Consider the following 23,349-nt stretch of genomic DNA (forward strand, 5'->3'; position numbering starts at 1 on the left):
ATCAGGCGGCGAAGAGCCGCGGCCAGCTGATGTCGGCGAGGTCGGGCGCGACGAGGTCCGCCGCGCCGAGCGCCTCGGCGGCGTGCGTGGTGGTCACCGCTACGCACCGGAGCCCGGCCGCCTTGGCCGCGGCGATCCCCGCGGGCGCGTCCTCGAACGCCACCGCGTGTGCGGGGGAGACGCCCAGTGCGGCACATCCGGCCAGGAAGCCCTCGGGGTGCGGCTTGCCCAGGCGTACGTCCTCGGCGGTGACCAGCGCGCTGAACAGGCCCGCGCCGCCCACGTGGTCGAGCAGCGCGCGGGCGTGCTCGCGCAGCCCGGAGGTGACCACGGCCATGGGCACCCCGTCGGCGTGCAGCTTCTTCACCAGCGCCTCGGCGCCCGGTACGGGAAAGGGCGGCGGGATGTCGGGGCCGTCGAGGTAGCCGACGGCCTCCTCGAAGAGGTCGGGGACGGAACCGCCCGGGAAGCGGTGCACATGGTCGGCCAGCGCCTCCTGGCCGCGGCGGCCGACGAAGGTGGCCAGCAGGGCGTCGTCGACCTCCAGTCCGTGCGCGCGGAACAGCCTGGTCCACGCGGCACGGCTGCGGTGCTCGGTGGCCACGAGCGTGCCGTCGAGATCGAAGAGTGCGGCGCGGACCGGCTCGGCGCCGGCAGGGTGTGCGGTCATCGTTGTCGAACCATCCTTGTCCCTGGGGTGCGGGTGTGGGGCCCAGTGGCCGGCCGGGACGTCACGGAGCGGTGAGCGCCGGGTCGAACTCCTGGTACAGGTGCTGCCAGTCGAGGTGCCGCTGGCAGGCGGCGGCACCGCGGACGACGGCCGCGTCGTGGTGCCGGCGGGCCGCGAGCTGCATGCCGACGGGGACGCCGTTGGCCGCCCGGCCCACCGGGACCGTGGCCGCGGGGCTGCCGATCAGGTTGTACGGGCTCGTCATGGACCAGCCGACGAACGGGTCGGTGTCCTGACCGTTGACCTGACGGGGGCCGACGGTGGTGCGCGTGGTGTCGTTGGGGATGCCCGCCACACAGTTCACCGGGCTGACGATCAGGTCGTAGCCGTCGAAGAGGTCCTCGAACGCGTCCAGCACCTGGGTGCGCACGAGGTCGCCGAGGCGGAAGTCCACCGCGCTCAACGCCGCGCCGGTGCGGATGCTGTCCAGATAGCCCGGGTCCACGACACGGCCCTGCTCGCCCAGCAGGTCGATGCCCTGCCGCAGGCTGATCTCGGCGGACTCCGCGTGGGCCATCGACAGGTAGCGGCGCCACATCCTGGTCAGCTCGGCGGCGGGGAGCGGCAGCCGGAAGTCCACCTCCACGATCTCGGCGCCGGCCTCTTCCAGGGCGGGCAGCGCGGCCCGCACCAGCGCCTCGACCTCCGGCTCGACCGGGTATCCGCCGAGGTCGAGCGTGTAGGCGAGCCGCATCCCGGCCAGTGACGGTGAGAGCGCCGCGGCCAGCGGCTCACCCACGGGGAAGGAGTAGGGGTCCCGGGGATGCGGGCCGGACATCAGATCGAGTCCCAGGACGGCATCGTCCACGGTCCGGGCCAGCGGCGCGTAGCAGACCATCGGGTTGAGACGGCGGAACGCGTTGGGCCGGGCCGGCACCGCCACCCGTCCGAAGGTCGTCATCATGGTGAAGACACCGCAGAAAGCCCCGGGCACGCGCAGCGAACCGCCCGCGTCCGAGCCCTGCGCCAGCGGGACCATGCCCGTGGCGACGGCCGCCGCGCTGCCGCCGGAGGAGCCGCCCGCGTTCATCGTCAGGTTGAAGGGCGTGGACGCCGGCCCGAGCAGGGCGCTGTCCGTGGTCGCCTTGAACCCGAACTCCGGTGTGTTCGTCTTGCCGACCACGATCGCGCCGGCATCGGTCAGCCGCTCGACACACAGGATGGTGTCCTGTGCGACCTCCTCCGCGAAGATCTTCGACCCGCGCGTGACGCGCACGCCCGCGACGGGGTCCAGGTCCTTCACGCCGATGGGCACGCCGTGCAGCGGTCCCAGCTCGGCTCCGGACAGCACGGCCTGCTCGGCTTCCTTGGCGGCGGCGAGCGCCTGGTCGGCACAGACGGTGACGAACGCGTTGACCGCGGGGTTGAGCCGCTCGATGCGGTCCAGGGAGCTCTGCACCACTTCCACCGGTGACACGGCCCGGGAACGAACAAGTTCAGCGAGCTGGAGCGCCGTCAGCGCCTCGAAATCGCTCATCACTGTTTCCTTCCTCGACAACACTGGCATGTGCGGACCGGCGCACCAGGAGCCGGCCCAGCCGGGTGGGACTTGGTACGGACTAAAACACCGCGCCGTCGCGGAGGGTTGCATGATCCGTGGCCGCGCACATACGCCGGACCGCCCGTGACGATCGTTTTCCGCCGCTCCCCCGGCGCCCCCGCGGGCCCCGGACACTGATCGTGAGGGACGCTGAGCGCTGCGAAGTCATGGCCGGTCGGGTGCGGCGGTACTACGGTGACCCCTCAAGCGATGCCCTGACCGTGTTCGAGGGGGGACCCGGTCCGCTCACCGGGGCGTCCGGGGCCGAGGGGAGCCACCGTGCAGGTGCTGTATGCCGTCGCTTTCGACGTCCAGGACGCCCGGTCCGCCCGGCGGCCGGGACACGTGTACGAGCGTCTCCGTGACCATCTGGCCGCCTGGCTCGGTGACCGCGGCCGGTTACCGGCGCCGTACCCCGCGGATCTCGACCGCGCCGGGCGGGCGGTGCTCACCGGGAAGGCTCCCGGGCAGGGCGAACGGCGGGTGAGCTGGTCCGTGGCGGGTGACGAGCGCGCCCGCGCGCTGCGGATGACCATCCACCAGCCGTTGTCCGACGGCCCGGCCCAGTTCGTCACCCGCGTCACGGTCTCCCGGGCGGAGGACGGCGGCGGGGGACTCCGGGTCGTCATGGGCAGGGAGATCCCCGACGGCTGGATCGCGCCGGTGCAGAACCCGCGGCTCAGACGTCCCCATCTGCTGCGCGCGGTGCTCGCGGACGGCGAACTGGATGTGCGGGTGCTCGGCCAGCGCGCCACCGGGCGGTACGAGCGCATCCGGGAGCCCGGGCACGCTGCCGTGCTGCTGGAGTCGCTCGCGCTGAGCACACGCCTCCCCATCCTGCTGATGCACCCCCGGGACCAGGCGGCCTGGACCACGGCGGCCGACGCCTCGGGGCAACTCGCCGGACTGGCCCAGGTCGTGACGCTGAACTACGTCACCGCGCAGGCCGTCCGCCGAATCCACGAGCAGGTGGCCGTCCCCAGCGGCGGCGCCCGGCTGGTCTGGCCCAACCTCGGTCTGGAACATCCCGCCTACTCGCGTGAGCAGGTGTCCCAGCCGTCCTTCGTGAGCAGGCGGCTGATGCCGTCGCTCGCCCATCTCTCCGTCATCGCCCGGGGCAGTGACACGGCGTGGGAGCGGGCACGGCAGGCCTCGTACCGGGACGGGGCACGCAGAGCCGCGGAACGCCTGTCGCGTGCGCGGGCGGCCGGGGACACGACCGCCGAGCTCCAGGCGCTGAAGGAACGCGCGCGGCAGTTGGAGGAGGACGCCAGGTCGTGGGAGGACATGGCCCAGAGCTGTATGGAGGACCGGGACAAGGCGCAGTCCGAGGCCACCGCCGCCGAGGCGCTGCGCCAGGACCGGGACTACTGGAAGAAGCTGTACCTGGACCTGTCGAGGGGCGGGAGCGGACAGGCCGCCGAGCCGGACGTCTGGAACGGGATCCCGGTCCTGGGACCCGACGCCCTGCCCACGTTCGAGGCTCTCGCCAGGGCGTCGGAGGAGCGCATCGTGTTCACGGTGCGGGCGGCACGCGCGTGGAAGGCCTCCCAGTACCCGTATCCCGAGGAGATGACCGACCAGCTGATCGCCCTCGCGCAGGCCGCGATGGACCTGTACACCAAGCCCGGCAAGCGGCCCCGGCTCGACCAGTGGTTCTACGACCACCACGGGCTGAGGTTCGCGAACAGCGACGAGAAGCTCAGCAAGAACAAGGACAAACGCTACTTCACGTTCGAGAACAAGCGCCGGGACGGACTGCCGCACATCAAGGTCCGGGACGCCGTGGCGCCCAACGAGGCCGGACGCATCTACTTCGCCCTGGACCCCGAGGGCAAGCGCCTGATCGTGAACCATGTGGGGCTGCACCTGTGACCCGGGCGACTCCCGGCAAGGCCACTGCCCCCGCCGCGGGCGGGAACGCCGGGACGAGCGGGGACTGCCGCTGCCGCACCGCCGGGGTGCCCGTGCGGGTCCCGGCCTGCCTCGACGCGTCCACCCGCCCTCGACGCGACCCTCACGCCGCCCGGCCGGCCCGCCACCTGCTGCGGGCCGGGCCGGGCGGTTCAGTCGTCCGTCGGGGGAGCGGTGCGGTCCTCGAAGGCCGCGAGGATGCGTTCCGCGGCCAGGGTCGCCGTCAACCGGCCCTCCCTGACCTGCCGTTCGAGGCCGGGCGCGGTCGCGCGCACCGCCGGGTCGGCGTACAGGCGGCCGAGCAGTTCGTCGCGGACCATCGCCCAGGTCCACTCGACCTGCTGGTCCCGCCGCTTGGCGGCCAGCCGCCCGGTGGAGTCCAGCAGCGTACGGTGCTGCTCCAGCCGTTCCCACACCGTTTCCAGACCGCTGGAGTCCCGGGCGCTGCAGTGCAGCACCGGCGGCGTCCAGAACGCGTCCCTGCCGTGCATCAGCCGCAGCGCGCCCGCCAGTTCCCGGGCCGCGGCCCGCGCGTCGCGCTCGTGCGGGCCGTCCGCCTTGTTGACGGCGATGACGTCGGCCAGTTCCAGGACGCCCTTCTTGATGCCCTGGAGCTGGTCGCCGGTGCGGGCCAGCGTCAGCAGCAGGAAGGAGTCGACCATGCCCGCGACCGCCGTCTCCGACTGGCCCACGCCGACGGTCTCCACGAGGATCACGTCGTAGCCGGCCGCCTCCATGACCACCATCGACTCCCGCGTGGCCTTGGCGACGCCGCCCAGCGTGCCCGCGCTGGGGGAGGGCCGGACGAAGGCGGCCGGGTCCACCGCCAGCCGCTCCATCCGGGTCTTGTCACCCAGGATGGAACCGCCGGTGCGGGTGGAGGACGGGTCGACGGCGAGGACGGCGACCCGGTACCCCAGCGAGGTGAGCAACGTGCCGAACGCGTCGATGAACGTCGACTTGCCGACACCGGGCACGCCGCTCACCCCGATCCGCCGGGCCCGGCCGCTGTGCGGCAGCAGCTCGGTGAGCAACTGCTGGGCCAGCGCACGGTGCTGCGGGCGGGTGGACTCGACGAGCGTGATGGCACGGGCCACCAGGGCCCGTTTCCCGTCGAGGACACCCTTCACATACGTGTCGAGACCGATCGCTGCCATCGGCGCTACAGGGTGTGGCCGAGGTCGGCCGACAGCTTCTCGACCAGGTCGTGGGCCGCGTCCGGGATCACCGTCCCGGGCGGGAACACGGCCGTGGCGCCCATCTCCAGCAGGGTCGGCACGTCCTGCGGCGGAATCACCCCGCCGACCACGATCATGATGTCCTCGCGGCCCTCCTCGGCGAGCTGCTCGCGCAGCGCGGGGACGAGGGTGAGGTGACCGGCGGCCAGCGAGGACACGCCGACCACGTGCACGTCCGCCTCCACCGCCTGCCGGGCGACCTCCTCCGGCGTCTGGAACAGCGGGCCGACGTCGACGTCGAAGCCGAGGTCGGCGAAGGCGGTCGCGATCACCTTCTGGCCGCGGTCGTGCCCGTCCTGGCCCATCTTGGCGACCAGGATGCGCGGCCGGCGCCCCTCGGCCTCCTCGAAGGCCTCCACCAGGGCACGGGTGCGGTCCACGGACGGGGACGAGCCTGCTTCGTTGCGGTACACGCCGGAGATCGTACGGATCTGCCCCGCGTGCCGCCCGTACACCTTCTCCAGGGCGTCGGAGATCTCACCCACGGTCGCCTTGGCACGGGCCGCGCGCACGGCCAGCTCCAGCAGGTTCTCCGTGCCGTCGGCGGCACGGGTGAGCGCGTCCAGGGCGTCCCGGCAGGCCCGTTCGTCCCGCTCCGCGCGCAGCCGCCGCAGCTTCTCGATCTGCTGGGTGCGCACGGAGGAGTTGTCGACCTTGAGGACGTCGATCTGCTCGTCGGTCTCGACGCGGTACTTGTTGACGCCGATCACCGGCTGCCGCCCGGAGTCGATGCGCGCCTGGGTGCGGGCCGCCGCCTCCTCCACGCGCAGCTTCGGGATGCCGGCGTCGATGGCCTGCGCCATGCCGCCGGCCTGCTCGACCTCCTGGATGTGCGCCCAGGCCTTGCGCGCGAGGTCGTAGGTCAGCCGCTCCACGTAGGCGCTGCCGCCCCACGGGTCGATGACCCGGGTGGTGCCCGACTCCTGCTGGATGAGCAGCTGGGTGTTGCGGGCGATGCGCGCCGAGAAGTCGGTCGGCAGCGCGAGGGCCTCGTCCAGGGCGTTGGTGTGCAGCGACTGGGTGTGGCCCTGGGTCGCGGCCATCGCCTCCACACAGGTGCGCGTGACGTTGTTGAAGACGTCCTGCGCGGTGAGCGACCAGCCGGAGGTCTGCGAATGGGTGCGCAGCGACAGCGACTTGGCGTTCTTCGGCTCGAACTGCTGCACCAGCTTCGCCCACAGCAGCCGCGCCGCCCGCAGCTTGGCGACCTCCATGAAGAAGTTCATGCCGATCGCCCAGAAGAACGACAGCCGGGGCGCGAACGCGTCCACGTCCAGGCCCGCCTCCCGCCCGGCACGCAGGTACTCCACGCCGTCGGCGAGGGTGTACGCCAGCTCCAGGTCGGCCGTCGCGCCGGCCTCCTGGATGTGGTAGCCGGAGATGGAGATGGAGTTGTAGCGGGGCATCCGCTGCGAGGTGTACGCGAAGATGTCGGAGATGATCCGCATCGACGGCTTCGGCGGATAGATGTAGGTGTTGCGGACCATGAACTCCTTGAGGATGTCGTTCTGGATGGTCCCGGCCAGCTTCTCGGGCGGTACGCCCTGTTCCTCCGCCGCCACGATGTACAGCGCCAGCACCGGCAGCACGGCACCGTTCATCGTCATCGACACGGTCATCCGGTCCAGCGGGATGCCGTCGAACAGCTGACGCATGTCGAGGATCGAGTCGATGGCCACGCCCGCCATGCCGACGTCACCGGTCACGCGCGGGTGGTCGCTGTCGTACCCGCGGTGCGTGGGCAGGTCGAAGGCGACCGACAGGCCCTTCTGGCCCGCCGCCAGGTTGCGCCGGTAGAACGCGTTGGACTCCTCGGCGGTGGAGAAGCCCGCGTACTGGCGGATCGTCCAGGGCTGGTTGACGTACATCGTCGGGTACGGGCCGCGCAGATAGGGGGCGATACCCGGGTAGGTGCCCAGGAAGTCCAGGCCCTCCAGGTCGCGGCCGGTGTACAGCGGTTTGACCCCGATGCCCTCCGGGGTCTCCCACAGCGGCGGCACGCCACCGGTGGCGTCTTCGACGGCCGCCCGCCACGCGCCGTCACTGCCGCCGGCGACCGGGGTCCCCAGCTCGATGCCGGAGAAGTCGGGGATTCCCATCAGGACACTCCCATGCGGTCGAGGGTCGCGGACAGCACGGTCACGGCGTCGCAGCCCGCGTGGACGTAGGAGTCGATACCGGCGTGGTCGGCCGGCCGGCCCGCCAGGGCCACGTGCCGGGCACCGGCCGCACGCAGCGACCGGGCGGTCTCGGCGGCCCGTTCGGCGTAGACGGCGTCGCTGGAGCACAGTACGGCCTCGCTCGCGCCGCTGTCCTCGAAGCGGCCCTCGGCGACCGTCTCGATCCCGCCCGCCTGGAAGAGGTTGGCGGCGAAGGACGAGCGCGCGGTGTACTCGGCGGGCGAGCCGAGGGTGGCCAGGAAGATCCGGGGCCGGGCGCCGGTCGCCGCGAGATGGGCGTCGGAGCGGGCACGCAGTTCCTCGTACGCCTCGTCACGGCGCACCCGCGGCAGCCCGCCCGACAGCGGCTCGGGCGCGGGGGCGCGCTCCACCGGCTTCTCCGACAGCAGCGGGAACTCGCTGACCCCGGTGATGGGTTCACGGCGCTTGGCGAGCCGCTTGGAGCGCTCGGCCCAGGTCGTCGCCAGGTCGGTGCGCAGCCGGCCCGAGCGCAGCACGCCCGCCTGGCCGCCGTCCCGCTCGACCGACCGGAAGAACTGCCAGGCGGACTCGGCGAGTTCGTCCGTCAGCCGCTCGACGTACCAGGAGCCGCCCGCCGGGTCGATGACCCGGGCCAGGTGGGACTCCTCGATCAGGATGGAGGAGGTGTTGCGGGCGATCCGCCGCGCGAACGCGTCCGGCAGCCCGATCGCGTGGTCGAACGGCAGCACGGTCACGGAGTCGGCGCCGCCCACTCCCGCGGCGAGCGTCGCGACGGTCGTGCGGAGCATGTTCACCCACGGGTCACGGCGGGACATCATCACCGGCGAGGTCACCACGTGCTGCACCTGCGCACCCGCGTCCGGCGCCCCGCACACTTCCGCGACCCGCGCCCACAGCCGGCGCGCGGCGCGCAGCTTGGCGATGGTCAGGAACTGGTCGGCGGTGGCCGCGTACCGGAACTCCATTTGGCGCACGGCCTGTTCGACGCCGAGCCCGGCCTCGGTCAGCTCCCGCAGGTAGGCCACGCCGGTGGCGAGCGAGGCACCCAGTTCCTGCGCGGCCGAGCCGCCCGCCTCGTGGTACGGCAGCGCGTCCACGGTCAGCGCGCGCAGGCCCGGGTAGGACTCGGCGCAGCGCGCGGCCAGCGCGGCGAACGGCGCGAAGTCCAGCGCGGTGCCGGTACGGGCCTCGTGGCCCAGCGGGTCGCCGCCCAGGTTGCCGCGCGCGGCCTCCGGGGCGACGCCCCGGCGCGCGTACAGCCGCAGCAGCGCCTCCGCGGCCGCCTCGGTGTCGCGGCCCGCGTCCAGGACGACCGGCGCCAGGTCGAGGTAGACGCCGTCGAGGGCGCGGTCCAGCTCGGAGACGGGGAAGCCCCCCGCACCGAGCACCAGCCAGAGGGAGGTACCGCCGTTCTCCAGGTCGGCGAGCACGGCGTGCGCCGTGCCGTCGCCGAGTGCCGCGTGCCGCTGCCGTACGTCCCAGCCGTTCGCGAGGGATCCCTCGGGGCGGCTGCCCCGCACGAACGGGGAGAAGCCCGGCAGGCCGGGGTCGGGCGCGCTGTCGCGCGCGGTGTACAGGGGCCGGGTGCGCAGCCCGTCCTCCAGCGTCGTGGACAGGGCGTCCTCAGCTGCCGCGCCCGAGACTTCCTTGCCCGACTTGCGCAGTACGCCCTCGACCAGGCGTTGCCACTGCTCATGTGTCGCGTCAGGGAACTCGGCGGCCAGTGAGAGCCCGTCGTCAGGCAGGACCGTCATGGCTGGATGCTAGGGCAGGCCGCGCAGGCGGGGGCGGCGCACGGGCTGTGAGCTTTCTCCCCTTGCGGTGGTGACCGGCGCCTCTCCCGCCCGGGACGGTACGCCCCGGGACCCGGCGCGCCCGGCGGCGGCCGCGCCGCGGTTCAGCGGGGCGGGGGCCTGAGGCCCAGCTCCGCGCGCCGTACATCCCGGGTGGACAGCGTCTGCGGGTCCGCCGTGAAGGCGCGCAGCCGCAGGCCGGCCGTCTTTTTCGAGGACACCGTGAACGTGCCGGACGGAGCGCGCAGTTCGACGGTCGCCGTGCTGTGCGCGGCGATGGTGGCCGGGCCGCGCACCAGCGACCAGTAGCGGCTCATGCCCTGGCCGGTGGTCAGCATGTAGTGCGGGGTCAGCGCGTCACCGCCGGTGTTGGCGACCCGCAGGGTCAGCCGGGACACGCTGTACGGCGAGGTGCGCCGGGCCGCCGTGACGTCCATCCGCAGCGGCGGCCGCCCCGTCACCGCCAGCGCCGCGCTCACCAGCGCGGGCGTCAGCAGCAGGACGGCGGTCGCGGCCAGGGCGGCCCGGCGGCGCGGACCGGCCAGCGGGCGCGGCCGCGGCTGCCAGGCGCGGGCGAACTCGGGCAGGGGCACGGTGACCGCCGCCGCCAGCCACAGCGGAGTCATCATCAGGTAGTAGCCGTCCTGCGACCGGGTCGCGAGGTAGAAGGCGCACCACGGCAGCACCGTCACGGCCGGCCCGAGCCGCCGCACGAAGAGCACGGACAGCGCCAGCAGGGCCAGGGCGAGCAGTATGCCCGCGTGGCCGTACCAGTCGAGCCGGTCGCTGCCGTGGGTGAAGTACAGCGAGACGCCCACCAGGCCCTGGCCGTGCAGCACCGCGCCCTGCGTCAGCGGCAGGGCGACACCCCGCAGCCACGGCCCCGGCTCGCTCACGATGAAGTACGTGCTGATCAGCAGCCAGGTGAGCACCGCGGTACCGGCGATCCGCAGTACCACCCGCGCCGCCTGCCGCCCGCCCAGTTCGCCGCGGCGCACGGCGTACACCCCGGCCAGCAGGAACGGCGTGACGAACCACGGCAGCTGCTGGGCCGCGCACGCCGCGCCCAGACACACGGCCCGCGCCACCCCGCCCGCGCCCAGCCGGCCGTGCGCGCCGAGCCGGGGCCAGCGCACCACCACCGGGATCAGCAGGACCATGCCGGTGATCGCCGGATAGCCCTGACGGGCGTACGACGGCAGGAAACCGAACCCCAGGCAGGCCATCGTCGCCGCCGAGCGCCACGGCACGGGCAGCAGCCGCCACAGCGTCACCGCGCCCGCCACCAGCGCCGCCGTGGCCACCGCCGTCGCCGGGGCGCCGCCGTGGCCCAGCCACAGCAGCGGCACGGTGAGCAGCGGGGCCAGCGGGGGATAGCCGTACGTGAAGTCGTACCCGCCGTCGGCCGTCGGGGTGAGCGCGACGCCCGGGCCGTGGAACAGCCAGGGCCAGGGCTGCCCGTACACGGGGTGGCCGCCGACCAGTTCCCGCGCCGCCTGCGTGGTGAGGACCGCCTCGTCGCCGCCGGCGTGGTTCAGCGCCCACGCGCACAGCACGAGGGTCACCGCGGTCACCAGCACCACCAGGTCCAGGCGAGCCAGCGAGCGCGTCCGGCGGACCGTCAGGGCGAGCACTCCGGTCACCAGGATCGCGGCGTAGCAGACCGAGATGACCCCCGCGAGGACCAGCCGGTGCGTGGCCGCCTGGGTCCACACCGACCGCGTGCCGATGAACAGGCTCACGTCGGCGAGCAGTGTCAGCACGCGATGCCACTGCGCGGGACCGTCCGGGGCTTCCGTGCGCACGGCCCGCGGAGCGGGTGCCACCTGTTGTTTTTCTGCCAAGTGCACGGCACCGCACGCTAGCGGTCACCGGTGAGCGGAGCACGGAGGCCGGTGAAGAGTCGGGTATGAGCCCGGTAAGAACCGGGCGTATGCGCACATCTGACGCGAGACGGGTCCCGGATCGGGGGCCCGGCCGGTCGCGGACCGTGTCGCTGTTGGGCCGAACAGGTGACTTGGCGTAAGAATTGCCTGGTGCACGGATCGCAAGCGAGTCAGGTCAGGGGGAGCCGGTGAGCCGTTACGACGTCACCGATGAACAGTGGGAGGGGCTCGCCCAGGTCGTGCCACTGCGGGGCCGGGACGCCTGGCCCTCCGCGGTGAGCCACCGCTCACTGCCCGACGCCGAGACGGAGACCCGGCGCCGGTTCGTGGTCCTGCGTGTCAACGTCTTCGCGGACGCCCGCGAGGTCGCGGAGACGCTGATGGCGGGATCGCCGGTCCTGCTCGACCTGTCCGGAGCGGAGGGGGACGTCGCCAAGCGCGTCCTCGACTTCAGCACGGGCGTCGTCTTCGGCCTGGGCAGCGGCATGCACCGCGTCGACCGCAACGTCTTCCTGCTCACCCCGCCCGGCACGGAGGTCAGCGGCCTGATGGAGGGCGCCGGCTGACCCACGGCCCGGGCTGGTCTGCGGCCGGGGTTGGCCCACGGCCCGGGCTGGTCTGCGGGCTGGTCTGCGGCCTGGTTCGGCCCACGGCCGGGGCTGGTCTGCGGCCTGGGTCGGCCTGTGGCCCCGGCCCGCCGTGAGGTGGAGTCGGTCGTTCGGTCGCGGCGTCGGCGCGCGCAGGCCGTCCCCGCCCGGCCGCCACTGCCTCCCGCCCAGGTGTTCCGGCACATCCTGGTGGCCGTCGGGGCCCGGCGGTCGCTCGTTCGTGGGAAGCGGGTGGTGGTGAAACGGTTCGCCGGTCGGGCGGAGTCTTACGGTCCGCATATGGCCGTGCCTTCCGTGTCCGCCGACCCCCCGGCGGTCGCCGCGCCCGCCGGGACCGTCACCGCGCCGTCCCGCCCGCCCCTCGACGTCCGTGCCCGGATCACCGAGCTGCGGCTGTCGGCCTTCGCCGGACACCGCGGTGCCGGGTATCCGCTGGGGCCGGTCACCCTGTTCGCGGGGCCCAGCGGGTCCGGCAAGACGAGCGCGCTTGCCGCCTACGAGGCCCTCGCACGACTCGGCGGCGGCGCCCCGCTCGCCGAGGCGTTCCCGGACCCCGCCGCCCGCGTACCGGAACGCGCGCGCCCCGACGCCGGGGGACGGCGGGGCTTCAGGATCGGGTGTACGGCCGACGGCGCGCAGGGCCCGGTCCGGCTGGACATCGCCGTACAGGCCGAGCCCGAGCTGCGCATCGTGGGGGAGCGGCTGACCGCGCGCGGAGTCGTCCTGCTGGAGACCGCCCTGCGCGACCCGGGCCGCCGTACCGTCCAGGCGGCCTGGCACACCGCGGGGGCCTCCCCCGTGACCCGCGCCCCGCTCCCCGACGACCGCCTCGGCACCGCCCTGCTGCCGCTGCGCGTGGCCGGCAAGACGGACGGGCAGCGCCATGTGCTGGCCGCGGCCGAGCAGATGGTCGTCGCCCTGCGCTCCGTCTTCGCCTGCGACCCCCGCCCCGCCGCCATGCGCGCCCCCGTCCCCCTGGGGTCGGGCCGGCTGCTGCCCGGCTGCGACAACCTCGCCGACGTGCTGTGGCGTACGCGCGCGGAGTGCGGCCGCCGGCACGCCCTGCTGGTCGAGGCGCTGCACGCGGGCTGCGCCGGACCGGTGGCCGACCTGGTCGCCGAGCCGCTGCCGGACGGCACGGTCCGGGCGGTGCTCGACCGCGGCGACGGCCTGCGCACCGGACTCGCCCGGCTCGGCGACGGTGAACTGCGCTATCTCGCCCTGACGCTGGTGCTGCTGACCGGACCCGGCGTCCTGGAGGTGGACGCCCCGGGCGAGGTGCCCGACGCCCTGCGCACCCTCACGGTGCTGGCCGACGGCTTCGACCGCGGCCTGGATCCGGCGCAGCGCCGGGAACTGCTGGGGCTGGCCGCGCGGATGGGCGGGCGCGGGCACATCCGCTGCGTGGCCGCGGTGAGCGACGCCTCGTGGGCCACGGGGACCGCGGACGTCACGGTGGTACACATGAACCCGTGACAGAACATCCTGACCTCGCCGGACTCCAGCGCAGGCTGGCCGAGTTCGCCGCCGTGCGCAACTGGCAGCCTTTCCACACCCCGAAGAACCTCGTCGCCGCCCTCTCGGTGGAGGCCTCCGAACTGGTGGAGATCTTCCAGTGGCTGACCCCGGAGGAGTCCGCCGGGGTGATGGCGGACCCGGACACCGCGCACCGGGTCACCGACGAGGTCGCCGACGTGCTGGCCTACCTGCTGCAACTGTGCGAGGTCCTGCGCATCGACCCGCTGGCCGCCCTGGCCGCGAAGATCGACCGGAACGAACACCGCTTCCCGGTCCCGGAGCCGGAGGAGCAACAACCGGAATCCTAAATTCCACTATTACTCTCCGAAGTCAAAAGGCCCGCCGAATCCGAATTGTTGTCCACAATTTCCGTCTTCCTCTAGCTTTTCGATCCGGATCCCCTCACGCTGGGTAGTGGATAACAGAGAGTCCCGGCAGAGGCGCGACAGCGCACGGAGGACGGACGGGGGGCACCGGATGGACGCGGTACGGCTCATCCTCACGAGCAGGCGTGCGCTGGCGGGCGGCGCCGACGCGGCGGAGATGATGGCGGAGGTCTGGCAGGCGCAGGCCCTGGCGCAGGCGATCGGCAGCCGCCTCGCGGTCTCCGGCCCGCCGGAGCTGCGCGGCGAGGCGCTGGGGCTGACGGAGCTGGCGGGCCGGGGCTGCGGCGTCCTGGACCCGCCCGAGCTCGACCCCGGCGACCTGCGCGCCGCCCAGCTCACCGAGCTGGCCGACCCCCGCGAGACCCTGCTCTGCCTCGGCGGCCTGCTCGGCGAGGTCGGCATAGCCCTGGTCGGCATGGCCAGCGCCGCGGCCGACGAGACGACGTACTGGCAGTGCATGGAGGCCATCGACGCGGCCGACGAGTCCCGCGACCGCGTCCGGGAGATGCTGCGCAAGCTGGCGGCCCGGGAGGAGGTCCTGCGGGAGAGCGGCAACGAGAGCAGCAGCCCCTCCGGCGCCCTGTGACGGCGAGCGGCACGAGCGGTACGAGCGCGACGAACGGACGGCGGGTCCGGACGGGTGCTCACCCGATCGGGGACGGCCTTGCCGGGCGGTACCGGCGCGGCCGGCGCGCCCCGCGGCGTGCAGGATAGGTGTATGGACCTTCGAATCTTCACCGAGCCCCAGCAGGGCGCCACCTACGACACCCTGCTCACCGTGGCCAAGGCCACCGAGGACCTCGGCTTCGACGCCTTCTTCCGCTCCGACCACTACCTCCGCATGGGCAGCGTGCACGGCCTGCCCGGTCCCACGGATGCCTGGATCACGCTGGCCGGCCTGGCCCGTGAGACCAAGCGCATCCGCCTCGGCACCCTGATGACGGCCGGCACCTTCCGGCTGCCCGGCGTGCTCGCCATCCAGGTCGCCCAGGTCGACCAGATGTCCGGCGGCCGGGTGGAACTGGGCCTGGGAGCGGGCTGGTTCGAGGAGGAGCACAAGGCGTACGGCATCCCGTTCCCGAAGGAGAAGTTCGCCCGGCTGGAGGAGCAGCTGGCGATCGTCACCGGGCTGTGGGCGACCGAGGCCGGCAAGACCTTCGACTTCCACGGCACGTACTACGACCTCACCGACTCGCCCGCGCTGCCCAAGCCCGCCCAGCGGAAGGTGCCGGTGCTCATCGGCGGTCACGGCGCGACCCGTACGCCCCGGCTCGCCGCCCGGTACGCCGACGAGTTCAACATCCCGTTCGCCTCGATCGAGGACAGCGAGCGGCAGTTCGGCCGGGTGCGGGCCGCCGCGGTGGAGGCCGGCCGCGACGCGGACGGCCTGACGTACTCCAACGCGCTCGTGGTCTGCGTCGGCAGGGACGACCGCGAGGTGGCCCGGCGGGCCGCCGTCATCGGCCGTGAGGTGGACGAGCTGAAGGCCAACGGACTGGCCGGTTCCCCGGCCGAGGTCGTCGACAAGATCGGCCGGTACGCGGCGATCGGGTCGCGGCGGATCTACCTCCAGGTGCTGGACCTCGACGACCTGGACCACTTGGAGCTGATCTCCTCCCAGGTCCAGTCGCAGCTGTCGTAGGGGCCCGGCGGCCCGTCCCGGTTCTGGGACAGCCCGGCCCCGGGGCCGGCCGGTGCCGGGGGGATCGGGCGATCCCCCCGGCTCTGGTCAGCCGCGCCGGGCGAAGCCGTAGTCCAAAATCTTCGTCGCGTCCTTGAACCGCTGGTCCACCGAGGTGTCGGCGAGCACGGCGCCCACCACGGTCTTGGAACCGCGGGTCGCGGCGAACACCAGGCAGAACTTCGCCTCCGGCCCCGAGCCGGTCTTCACGCCGATCGCGCCCCGGTAGGAGCCGAGCAGCGTGTTGGTGTTCTTCCAGGCTTTCATCGCGTGCGTCCCGCCGCCGGGCCGGTAGGACTTCATGTCGGCGTAGACCTTCCTGCCGACGACCGCCTTGAACGTCCTGTTCCTCAGCGCCGTCCCGGCCAGTTCGGCCAGATCACGCGGCGAGGCGTGGTTCTTGCCGTTGGACACCCCGTCGAAGCCGTCGAAGTGGGTGCTGGTCAGGCCGAGTTCACGGGCCTTGGCGTTCATCTTGGCGATGAAGGACTTGGTGCGCAGGGCCGTCGTGGTGCCCGTCCCGTAGGTGTCGGCGAGTGCGTACGCCGCGTCGCAGCCCGAGGGGAGCAGCAGCCCGTACAGCAGGTCGCGCACCGTCATCGAGTCGCCGAGGATCAGGTTCGCGCTGGAGTAGCGCTGGGCGTGGGTCACCGGGTCGATGACGTAGTCCGTGTACTCCTTCCTGATCCCCACCTTGCGGTCGAGGTCCACGTGCGGCTGGGACAGCACCACGAGGGCCGTCATGATCTTCGTGGTGGAGCCGGTCCGCAGCTGCCCGTCCGGCGCCTTGCCGAAGAGCTGCTTGCCGGTGGCCGCGTCCATCGCGTACGCGCCCTCGGCCTGCACCTGCGGCGCCGCCGCGGCGGCGCGCACCACCCCCGCGGCGGACGCCGGCGTGGCCGCACGGGCCGGAGCGGTCGCGAGGACCCCCGCACCCAGGACGGTGCCGGCCGCCACAACGGCGACGGCTCTCCCGCGCACCCGGACTCCCTGGCCGATGGTCATGGTTCCCCCTTCTGTCACTGGTCAGTTGACAAGGCATCAGTTCACCAGCTCCGGGGTGCAGGGGCCATAACCGAGATCACACGGGAGACGTGTGGGCCCGGCCGAGCGGCTCCGGGCGCCCCGGCCGGCCGCCGGAGTGCGGAAAACCTCTGGTCACAGGGGCCCGGGCCCGGGAGACTCGGCAGCATGTTCGTGACGATCTCCACCACCGGTGCGCCCGGCAGCCCGGCCACCGACCTGGGGTACCTGCTGCACAAGCACCCCGGCAAGGCGCAGGCGTTCTCCACCTCGTACGGCACGGCGCACGTGTTCTACCCCGAGGCGGACGCCGAGCGCTGCACGGCCGCGCTCCTGCTGGAGATCGATACCGTCGCGCTGGTCAGGCGGGGGAAGGGCAAGGGCCGCGGCGGCGCACCCGACGCGGCCCTCGCGCAGTACGTCAACGACCGCCCCTACGCGGCCTCCTCACTGCTGGCGGTCGCGCTGAGCAACGTGTTCTCCAGCGCCCTGCGGGGGGTGTGCGCGGCCCGTCCGGAGCGGGCCGCCGCGCCGCTGCCCCTGCGCGTCGGGATACCGGCCCTGCCGGCCCGCGGCGGCGCCGCCCTCGTACGGCGCCTCTTCGAGCCCCTCGGCTGGAGCGTGACCGCCGACCCGGTGCCCCTGGACACCGAGTTCCCCGCGTGGGGCGACTCGCGGTACGTCCGGCTCGTCCTGGAGGCGCGGACACTGACCCTCGCCGAGGCGCTGCGCCACCTGTACGTCCTGCTGCCGGTGCTCGACGACGCCAAGCACTACTGGGTCTCCGCCGACGAGGTCGACAAACTGCTGCGGGCCGGCGAGGGCTGGCTGGCCGGGCACCCGGAGCAGGAGCTGATCACCAGCCGCTATCTCTCCCGCCGCTGGTCGCTGACCCGGCAGGCGCGGGAGCGGCTGGAGCTGGTGCGTCTGGCCGAGGCCGACGACAGCGCGGTCGAGGACATCGACAACGCGGTCGCGCAGGACACCGGCGCGGAGGCCGAGGAGAAGCCGGCCCCGCTCGCCGTCCGGCGCAGGGAGGCGATCCTCGCCGCCCTGCGCGACCGCGGTGTCGCCCGGGTGCTCGACCTCGGCTGCGGACAGGGCCAGCTGGTGCAGGAGCTGCTGAAGGACCTGCGGTTCACCGAGGTGGTCGGGGTCGACGTGTCCGTGCGGGCCCTGGCCATCGCCTCCCGCAGGCTGAAGCTCGACCGCATGGGGGAGCGGCAGGCGTCCCGCGTCAAGCTCGTCCAGGGTTCGCTGGCCTACACCGACAACCGGCTCAAGGGCTACGACGCCGCCGTGCTCAGCGAGGTGATCGAGCATCTCGACCTGCCCCGGCTGCCCGCCCTGGAGTACGCCGTGTTCGGCCACGCGCGCCCCGGCACGGTCGTGGTGACCACCCCGAACGTCGAGTACAACGTCCGCTGGGAGAGCCTGCCCGCCGGGCACGTCCGGCACGGTGACCACCGCTTCGAGTGGACCCGTGAGGAGTTCCGCGCCTGGGCGGCGGCCGTGGCCGGACGGCACGGCTACGACCTCGCGTTCACCCCGGTCGGACCGGACGACCCCGAGGTCGGGCCCCCCACCCAGATGGCCGTGTTCACCCTCACGGCCGCCACGGACGAGAAGAAGGACGCCAAGAAGGAGGCGAAGGGCGCATGACCGAGACCCGTACGGGACGGGTGCTGCCCGTCACCGACCTCTCCCTGGTCGTCCTCGTCGGCGCGTCCGGCTCGGGCAAGTCCACCTTCGCCCGCCGGAACTTCAAGCCGACCGAGGTGATCTCCTCCGACTTCTGCCGCGGCCTGGTCAGCGACGACGAGAACGACCAGAGCGCCTCCGGCGACGCCTTCGACCTCCTGCACTACATCGCCGGCAAGCGGCTGGCCGCCGGCCGCCGCACCGTCGTGGACGCCACCAGCGTGCAGCAGGACAGCCGGCGGCAGCTGATCGAACTGGCGAAGAAGTACGACGTGCTGCCCATCGCCATCGTGCTGGACGTGCCGGAAGAGGTGTGCGCCGAGCGCAACGCCGCCCGCACGGACCGCGCCGGCATGCCCCGCCGGGTCATCCAGCGGCACATCCGCGAACTGCGCCGCTCCCTGCGCCGGCTGGAGCGCGAGGGTTTCCGCAAGGTGCACGTGCTGCGCGGCGTGGAGGAGGCCGAGAACGCGACCGTCGTCACCGAGAAGCGCTTCAACGACCTGACCCACCTCACCGGCCCCTTCGACATCATCGGCGACGTCCACGGCTGCTCGGCCGAACTGGAGTCGCTGCTCGCCGAGCTGGGGTACGCCGACGGCGTGCACCCCGGGGGCCGTACCGCGGTGTTCGTCGGCGACCTGGTCGACCGCGGCCCGGACAGTCCCGGCGTGCTGCGCCGCGTGATGTCGATGGTGAGATCGGGCAACGCCCTGTGCGTCCCCGGCAACCACGAGAACAAGTACGGCCGTCATCTCAAGGGCCGCACGGTCCGGCACACGCACGGACTCGCCGAGACCGTCGAGCAGATGCGGGGCGAGAGCGAGGAGTTCCGGTCGGAGGTCCGGGAATTCATCGACGGGCTGGTCAGCCACTACGTCCTGGACGGCGGCCGGCTCGTGGTCTGCCACGCCGGTCTGCCGGAGAAGTACCACGGCCGCACTTCGGGCCGGGTCCGCTCGCACGCCCTGTACGGCGACACCACCGGGGAGACCGACGAGTTCGGACTGCCGGTGCGCTATCCGTGGGCGGAGGACTACCGGGGCCGGGCGGCCGTGGTCTACGGGCACACCCCCGTCCCGGAGGCGACCTGGCTCAACAACACCATCTGCCTGGACACCGGCGCCGTCTTCGGCGGCAAGCTGACCGCGCTGCGCTGGCCGGAGCGCGAGCTGGTCGACGTACCGGCGCAGCGGGTCTGGTACGAGCCGGCGAGGCCGCTGCGCTCCGAGGCGCCCGGCGGGCACGACGGCCGGCCGCTGGACCTGGCGGACGTGCACGGCCGCCGGGCCGTGGAGACACGGCACGCCGGCAGGGTGGCGGTCCGCGAGGAGAACGCGGCGGCGGCCCTGGAGGTCATGAGCCGCTTCGCGGTCGACCCGCGCCTGCTGCCCTACCTGCCGCCGACGATGGCGCCGACGGCCACCTCGGCGGTGGACGGCTACCTGGAGCACCCCCGGGAGGCGTTCGCGCAGTACGCGCGGGACGGCGTCGCGCGGGTGGTGTGCCAGGAGAAGCACATGGGCTCGCGGGCCGTGGCCCTGGTGTGCCGGGACGCGGAAGCCGCCCGCACCCGCTTCGGCGCCGGGACAGGGCCGACGGGCTCGCTGTACACCCGTACCGGGCGGCCGTTCTTCGACGACGCGACGATGACCGAGGACATCCTCGGCCGGCTGCGCACGGCGGTCACGGACGCCGGGCTGTGGGACGAACTCGGCACGGACTGGCTGCTGGTGGACGCCGAGCTGATGCCCTGGTCGCTCAAGGCCGCCGGACTGCTGCGCAGCCAGTACGCGGCGGTGGGCGCGGCCTCCGGCGCGGTGTTCCCGGACGCGCTCGCCGCCCTGGAGGCGGCGGCCGGGCGCGGCGCCGACGTCGGCGGCCTGCTCGCCCGGCAGCGGGAACGCGCGACGGACGCCGCCGCGTTCACCGCCGCATACCGCCGCTACTGCTGGACCACCGAGGGCCTGGAAGGCGTCCTGCTGGCCCCCTTCCAGATCCTGGCCGTCCAGGGCCGCAGCCTCGCCGCACTGCCGCACGACGGGCAACTGGCGCTGATCGACCGGATGGTGGAGCACGACGGCAGCGGACTGCTGCGGACCACCCGGCGGCTCTACGTCGAAACCGGTGACCCGGAGTCGGTCCGCGCGGGCGTCGACTGGTGGCTGGAGATGACCGGCCGGGGCGGCGAGGGCATGGTCGTCAAGCCGGTCGGCGCGCTGGTCCGGGGCGGGGACGGACGGCTGGTGCAGCCCGGCGTCAAGGTCCGGGGCCGGGAGTACCTGCGGATCGTCTACGGTCCCGAGTACACCCGGCCGGACAACCTCGCCCGGCTGCGGGGGCGGTTCCTGAACCACAAGCGGTCCCTGGCCCTGCGCGAGTACGCGCTCGGTCTGGAGGCCCTGGACCGGCTCGCGGACGGGGAGCCGCTGTGGCGGGTGCACGAAGCGGTGTTCGGGGTGCTGGCGCTGGAGTCGGAGCCGGTGGACCCGCGCCTGTAGGCGGACGGCGCAGAAAGCCCTTGTGCCGCACACATGCTGTCCATATGGTGGACAGCCGTGCGGCACAGGGGTGTCGGCGCGTCGTGAGGGGAGTGGCGGGCGTGGAGATCAAGAAGGTGGTGGTCCGCGAGGACCGGAAGAGCACCACGCGCAGGCCGGCGATCCTGGAGAAGCGGCCGACCCGCTGACCATGCGCGTCCACCTCGTCGCCATGCCGTGGCATCCACTCGACCTGCCCTCGCTGCAACTGGGTCTGCTTCACCGGATCGTGCGGCAGGCGCGTCCCGGCGACGAGGTGACCGAGTTCCACGGCTCGCTGCGCTGGGCGGAGTTCCTGCTGGAGCGGACCGGCGGCCGGCTGCTGCCGGGCGACTGTGTGGAGGTCGGCAGCGACGGGATCTTCCACGGCCTGGGCGACTGGGTCTTCTCCGGAGTCCTCCAGGACGACCCCGGCTGGGGTCTGGCCCGGCTGCGGGACTACGCCGCCGGCCGGGACGTCCGCATCGACACGGCCGTCGCGATGCGTCCCTACGCGGCGCCCTTCGTCGACGCCTGCGCCACCGAGGTGCTGGCGGCCGAGCCGGACGTGGTCGGGTTCACCAGCACCTTCATGCAGAATGTGCCCTCCCTGGCGCTGGCCCGCGAACTCAAGCGAAGACGCCCGGAGTTGATCGTCGTCTTCGGTGGCGGCAACTGCGAGGGACCCATGGGCCACGCCCTGCACCGCAACCACCCCTTCGTCGATCACGTGGTCCGCGGCGAGGCCGAGTACGCCTTCCCGGCCCTGTTACGGCACCTGGCCGGCGGCACCGCCCCCGCGGACGTGCCCGGCCTGTGCTGGTGGGACGGCACGACGGCGCGGGCCAACGCCGAGACCCGGCGCACCGTGGCCCCCGCCGACATCCCCTCACCGGACTACGACCAGTGGCAGGCCGCGCTGGACGCCTCCCCGGTCCGGGAGCACATCCACCCCAAGCTGGTCGTGGAGGGGGCCCGGGGCTGCTGGTGGGGCGAGAAGCACCACTGCACCTTCTGCGGCCTGAACGGCACCGCCATGGAGTTCCGGGCCAAGCCGGGGGAGCGGCTGTGGGCCGAGATCGACCGGCTGGTGCGCCGCCACCGCCTCCTCGACGTGGTCACCGTCGACAACATCATCGGCATGGCCTACTTCCGCGACTTCCTGCCCCGCGTCGCCGGCAGTGGCTGGGACCTGCGGCTGCACTACGAGGTCAAGTCCAACCTCACGGCCGACCAGCTCCGGCTCCTCGCGGCGTCCGGCACGGTGCACATCCAGCCCGGCATCGAGAGCCTGGACAGCCGGGTCCTGGACCTCATGGACAAGGGCGTCACCGGGGCCCGTAACGTCCGCACCCTGCGCGAGTGCGAGAACCACGCGCTGACCTGTTCCTGGAACCTGCTGTACGGCTTCCCCGGCGAGAGCGCCGACGACTACACGCACGTCATCGACCAGCTCCCGAACCTGGTCCACCTCCAGCCGCCCAGCGGCGCCCACCGCATCCAGCTGGAGCGGTTCAGCCCCCACTTCACCGATCCACGGCTCGGCTTCGGCAAGCGCCGCCCGGCTGGGATGTACCAGCACGTCTACGACCTGCCCGAGGAGGAACTCGCCGAGCTGGTCTACCTGTTCGACACCGAGGAGGCGGGCATCACCGGCCGGGTCGAACGGCGGCTGCGGGAGGCCGTGGCCGCCTGGCGGGCCGGGCACGCGCACTCCCGGCTGCTCTTCGAGGAGGACGGGGCGGACCTGCTGGTGCACGACCGACGGCACGGCCGGCCGCCCGCCGGCCACCGCTTCACCGGCTGGCGCGCCGCGGCCCTGCGCCGGCTGGAGGACGGCCGGACCGTCCCCGCGCTGCACCGGCTGCTGGCCGCCGACGGCCACGAGGTGCCGTCCGGCACGCTGGCGGACTGGGCCGAGGAGGCCCTGCGGCTCGGCCTGCTGTTCCGGGACGGCGCCACCTACGTGTCCCTGCCGACCTGGGGCGAACCGGCGCGGCTGCCCGAGGGGGCCGGATGACCGGGCTGCCCGCCACCGTGCCCCACCGGCGAACCGGGCACCGGGTGGAGACGGCCGGGCCCCTGGACCTGAGCGGGAGCGGGCGCGGGACCGCGGAGGCGGTGCGGTTCCTGCGCGAGTGCCAGAGCCTCGGCCTGCACGTGGACTGGCGGGCGGCGGGCACCCCGTCGTACGACCCCGCCCTGCTCTACCACCTGCCACCGCCCACCGCGCACCCCTCACCGGCCTCCGGGCGGACGGACTGGGGGGCGGCCTACGGCCACGGCATCCTCTACCACCGGCGCGGCCCGGACTTCGTCACCGTCCTGGACCGCCGGGAGCGGGGCACGGCCGTGCGGCTCACCCTGGACCACCCCGCTCTCGTCGCGACGTTCCTGCGCCTCCTGGAGCCGACGCCCCTCGACGCCCTGGATCCCGCCGGACGCGAGCCGCTCGGCCTGCTCGTCGCCGAACGGCTGGTCCTGGCCGCCGGCGGGTGGGCGGTGAGCCTGCCGCCGCGGATCCGGCGGTGGCCGGTCCCGTGCACCGCGATCTGAGCCCGCCCCGCGCACCGCTCGGGGCCCGAGTGACGAAGAACGCCGACGCGGATCCGGCCGGGCAGGGGGTGAACCCCGCCCTCCGTGGTCAGGA

At 73.3% G+C, this 23,349-nt stretch carries 17 protein-coding genes; 10 read left to right on the forward strand and 7 right to left on the reverse strand.

The genetic code is table 11. From position 1 onward, the window contains the following. Position 1: 1 nt before the first annotated feature. A complete protein-coding gene (locus tag ACGFT1_RS06050; RefSeq protein ID WP_373907824.1) occupies positions 2-670 on the reverse strand; it encodes an HAD family hydrolase in 669 nt (222 codons plus the stop codon). 61 nt (positions 671-731) lie between these two features. Continuing rightward, positions 732-2,207 carry an amidase gene (locus tag ACGFT1_RS06055; RefSeq protein ID WP_373907825.1) on the reverse strand — a complete coding sequence of 492 codons (1,476 nt, stop codon included), beginning with the start codon at positions 2,205-2,207 and terminating at the stop codon, positions 732-734. A 342-nt stretch (positions 2,208-2,549) separates the two neighbouring features. Between ACGFT1_RS06055 and ACGFT1_RS06060 the strand changes: the two genes are divergently transcribed. After that, on the forward strand, positions 2,550-4,145 hold the full coding sequence (locus ACGFT1_RS06060; protein ID WP_373907826.1) for a hypothetical protein: 1,596 nt from the start codon (positions 2,550-2,552) through the stop codon (positions 4,143-4,145). A gap of 191 nt (positions 4,146-4,336) precedes the next feature. On the opposite strand, the gene meaB is transcribed toward ACGFT1_RS06060, so the two are convergent. From meaB to ACGFT1_RS06080, 4 genes are all read right to left on the reverse strand, one after another. Further along, a complete protein-coding gene (gene meaB / locus ACGFT1_RS06065; RefSeq protein WP_373907827.1) occupies positions 4,337-5,341 on the reverse strand; it encodes a methylmalonyl Co-A mutase-associated GTPase MeaB in 1,005 nt (334 codons plus the stop codon). 5 nt (positions 5,342-5,346) lie between these two features. Beyond that, on the reverse strand, positions 5,347-7,521 hold the full coding sequence (gene scpA / locus ACGFT1_RS06070) for a methylmalonyl-CoA mutase (protein WP_373907828.1): 2,175 nt from the start codon (positions 7,519-7,521) through the stop codon (positions 5,347-5,349). Further along, entirely contained in the window at positions 7,521-9,338 is a 1,818-nt protein-coding gene (locus tag ACGFT1_RS06075; RefSeq protein ID WP_373907829.1) for a methylmalonyl-CoA mutase family protein, read from the reverse strand. The genes scpA and ACGFT1_RS06075 overlap by 1 nt, the downstream gene beginning before the upstream one ends. 143 nt (positions 9,339-9,481) lie before the next feature. Beyond that, positions 9,482-11,227: a hypothetical protein gene (locus tag ACGFT1_RS06080; RefSeq protein ID WP_373907830.1), complete on the reverse strand. Its 1,746-nt coding sequence runs from the start codon at positions 11,225-11,227 to the stop codon at positions 9,482-9,484. A gap of 224 nt (positions 11,228-11,451) precedes the next feature. Between ACGFT1_RS06080 and ACGFT1_RS06085 the strand changes: the two genes are divergently transcribed. The 5 genes from ACGFT1_RS06085 (at position 11,452) to ACGFT1_RS06105 (ending at position 15,417) form a co-directional block, all read left to right on the forward strand. Further along, on the forward strand, positions 11,452-11,829 hold the full coding sequence (locus ACGFT1_RS06085) for a cell division protein SepF (protein WP_121786420.1): 378 nt from the start codon (positions 11,452-11,454) through the stop codon (positions 11,827-11,829). Between the two features lie 321 nt (positions 11,830-12,150). Then, entirely contained in the window at positions 12,151-13,347 is a 1,197-nt protein-coding gene (locus ACGFT1_RS06090; RefSeq protein WP_373907831.1) for an AAA family ATPase, read from the forward strand. Continuing rightward, entirely contained in the window at positions 13,344-13,697 is a 354-nt protein-coding gene (locus ACGFT1_RS06095) for a nucleotide pyrophosphohydrolase (protein ID WP_373907832.1), read from the forward strand. The genes ACGFT1_RS06090 and ACGFT1_RS06095 overlap by 4 nt, the downstream gene beginning before the upstream one ends. A gap of 169 nt (positions 13,698-13,866) precedes the next feature. Further along, positions 13,867-14,361: a DUF6099 family protein gene (locus ACGFT1_RS06100; protein ID WP_373907833.1), complete on the forward strand. Its 495-nt coding sequence runs from the start codon at positions 13,867-13,869 to the stop codon at positions 14,359-14,361. A 132-nt stretch (positions 14,362-14,493) separates the two neighbouring features. Continuing rightward, complete coding sequence (locus ACGFT1_RS06105) at positions 14,494-15,417, forward strand: LLM class F420-dependent oxidoreductase (protein WP_373907834.1); 924 nt, start codon at positions 14,494-14,496, stop codon at positions 15,415-15,417. An 87-nt stretch (positions 15,418-15,504) separates the two neighbouring features. Here ACGFT1_RS06105 and ACGFT1_RS06110 read toward each other — a convergent pair whose 3' ends face one another. After that, entirely contained in the window at positions 15,505-16,461 is a 957-nt protein-coding gene (locus ACGFT1_RS06110; RefSeq protein WP_373907835.1) for a D-alanyl-D-alanine carboxypeptidase family protein, read from the reverse strand. 186 nt (positions 16,462-16,647) lie between these two features. Here ACGFT1_RS06110 and ACGFT1_RS06115 point away from each other — a divergent pair, with 186 nt between their 5' ends. The 4 genes from ACGFT1_RS06115 (at position 16,648) to ACGFT1_RS06130 (ending at position 23,255) form a co-directional block, all read left to right on the forward strand. After that, on the forward strand, positions 16,648-18,141 hold the full coding sequence (locus ACGFT1_RS06115) for a 3' terminal RNA ribose 2'-O-methyltransferase Hen1 (protein WP_373907836.1): 1,494 nt from the start codon (positions 16,648-16,650) through the stop codon (positions 18,139-18,141). Next, complete coding sequence (locus tag ACGFT1_RS06120; protein ID WP_373907837.1) at positions 18,138-20,681, forward strand: polynucleotide kinase-phosphatase; 2,544 nt, start codon at positions 18,138-18,140, stop codon at positions 20,679-20,681. The genes ACGFT1_RS06115 and ACGFT1_RS06120 overlap by 4 nt, the downstream gene beginning before the upstream one ends. Before the next feature lie 190 nt (positions 20,682-20,871). Beyond that, positions 20,872-22,719: a RiPP maturation radical SAM C-methyltransferase gene (locus ACGFT1_RS06125; RefSeq protein ID WP_373907838.1), complete on the forward strand. Its 1,848-nt coding sequence runs from the start codon at positions 20,872-20,874 to the stop codon at positions 22,717-22,719. Further along, on the forward strand, positions 22,716-23,255 hold the full coding sequence (locus ACGFT1_RS06130; protein WP_373907839.1) for a DUF5825 family protein: 540 nt from the start codon (positions 22,716-22,718) through the stop codon (positions 23,253-23,255). Before ACGFT1_RS06125 ends, ACGFT1_RS06130 begins: the two co-directional genes overlap by 4 nt. Positions 23,256-23,349 lie beyond the last annotated feature (94 nt).

Source organism: Streptomyces sp. Y20 (assembly GCF_043195475.1).
GTDB lineage: Bacteria > Actinomycetota > Actinomycetes > Streptomycetales > Streptomycetaceae > Streptomyces.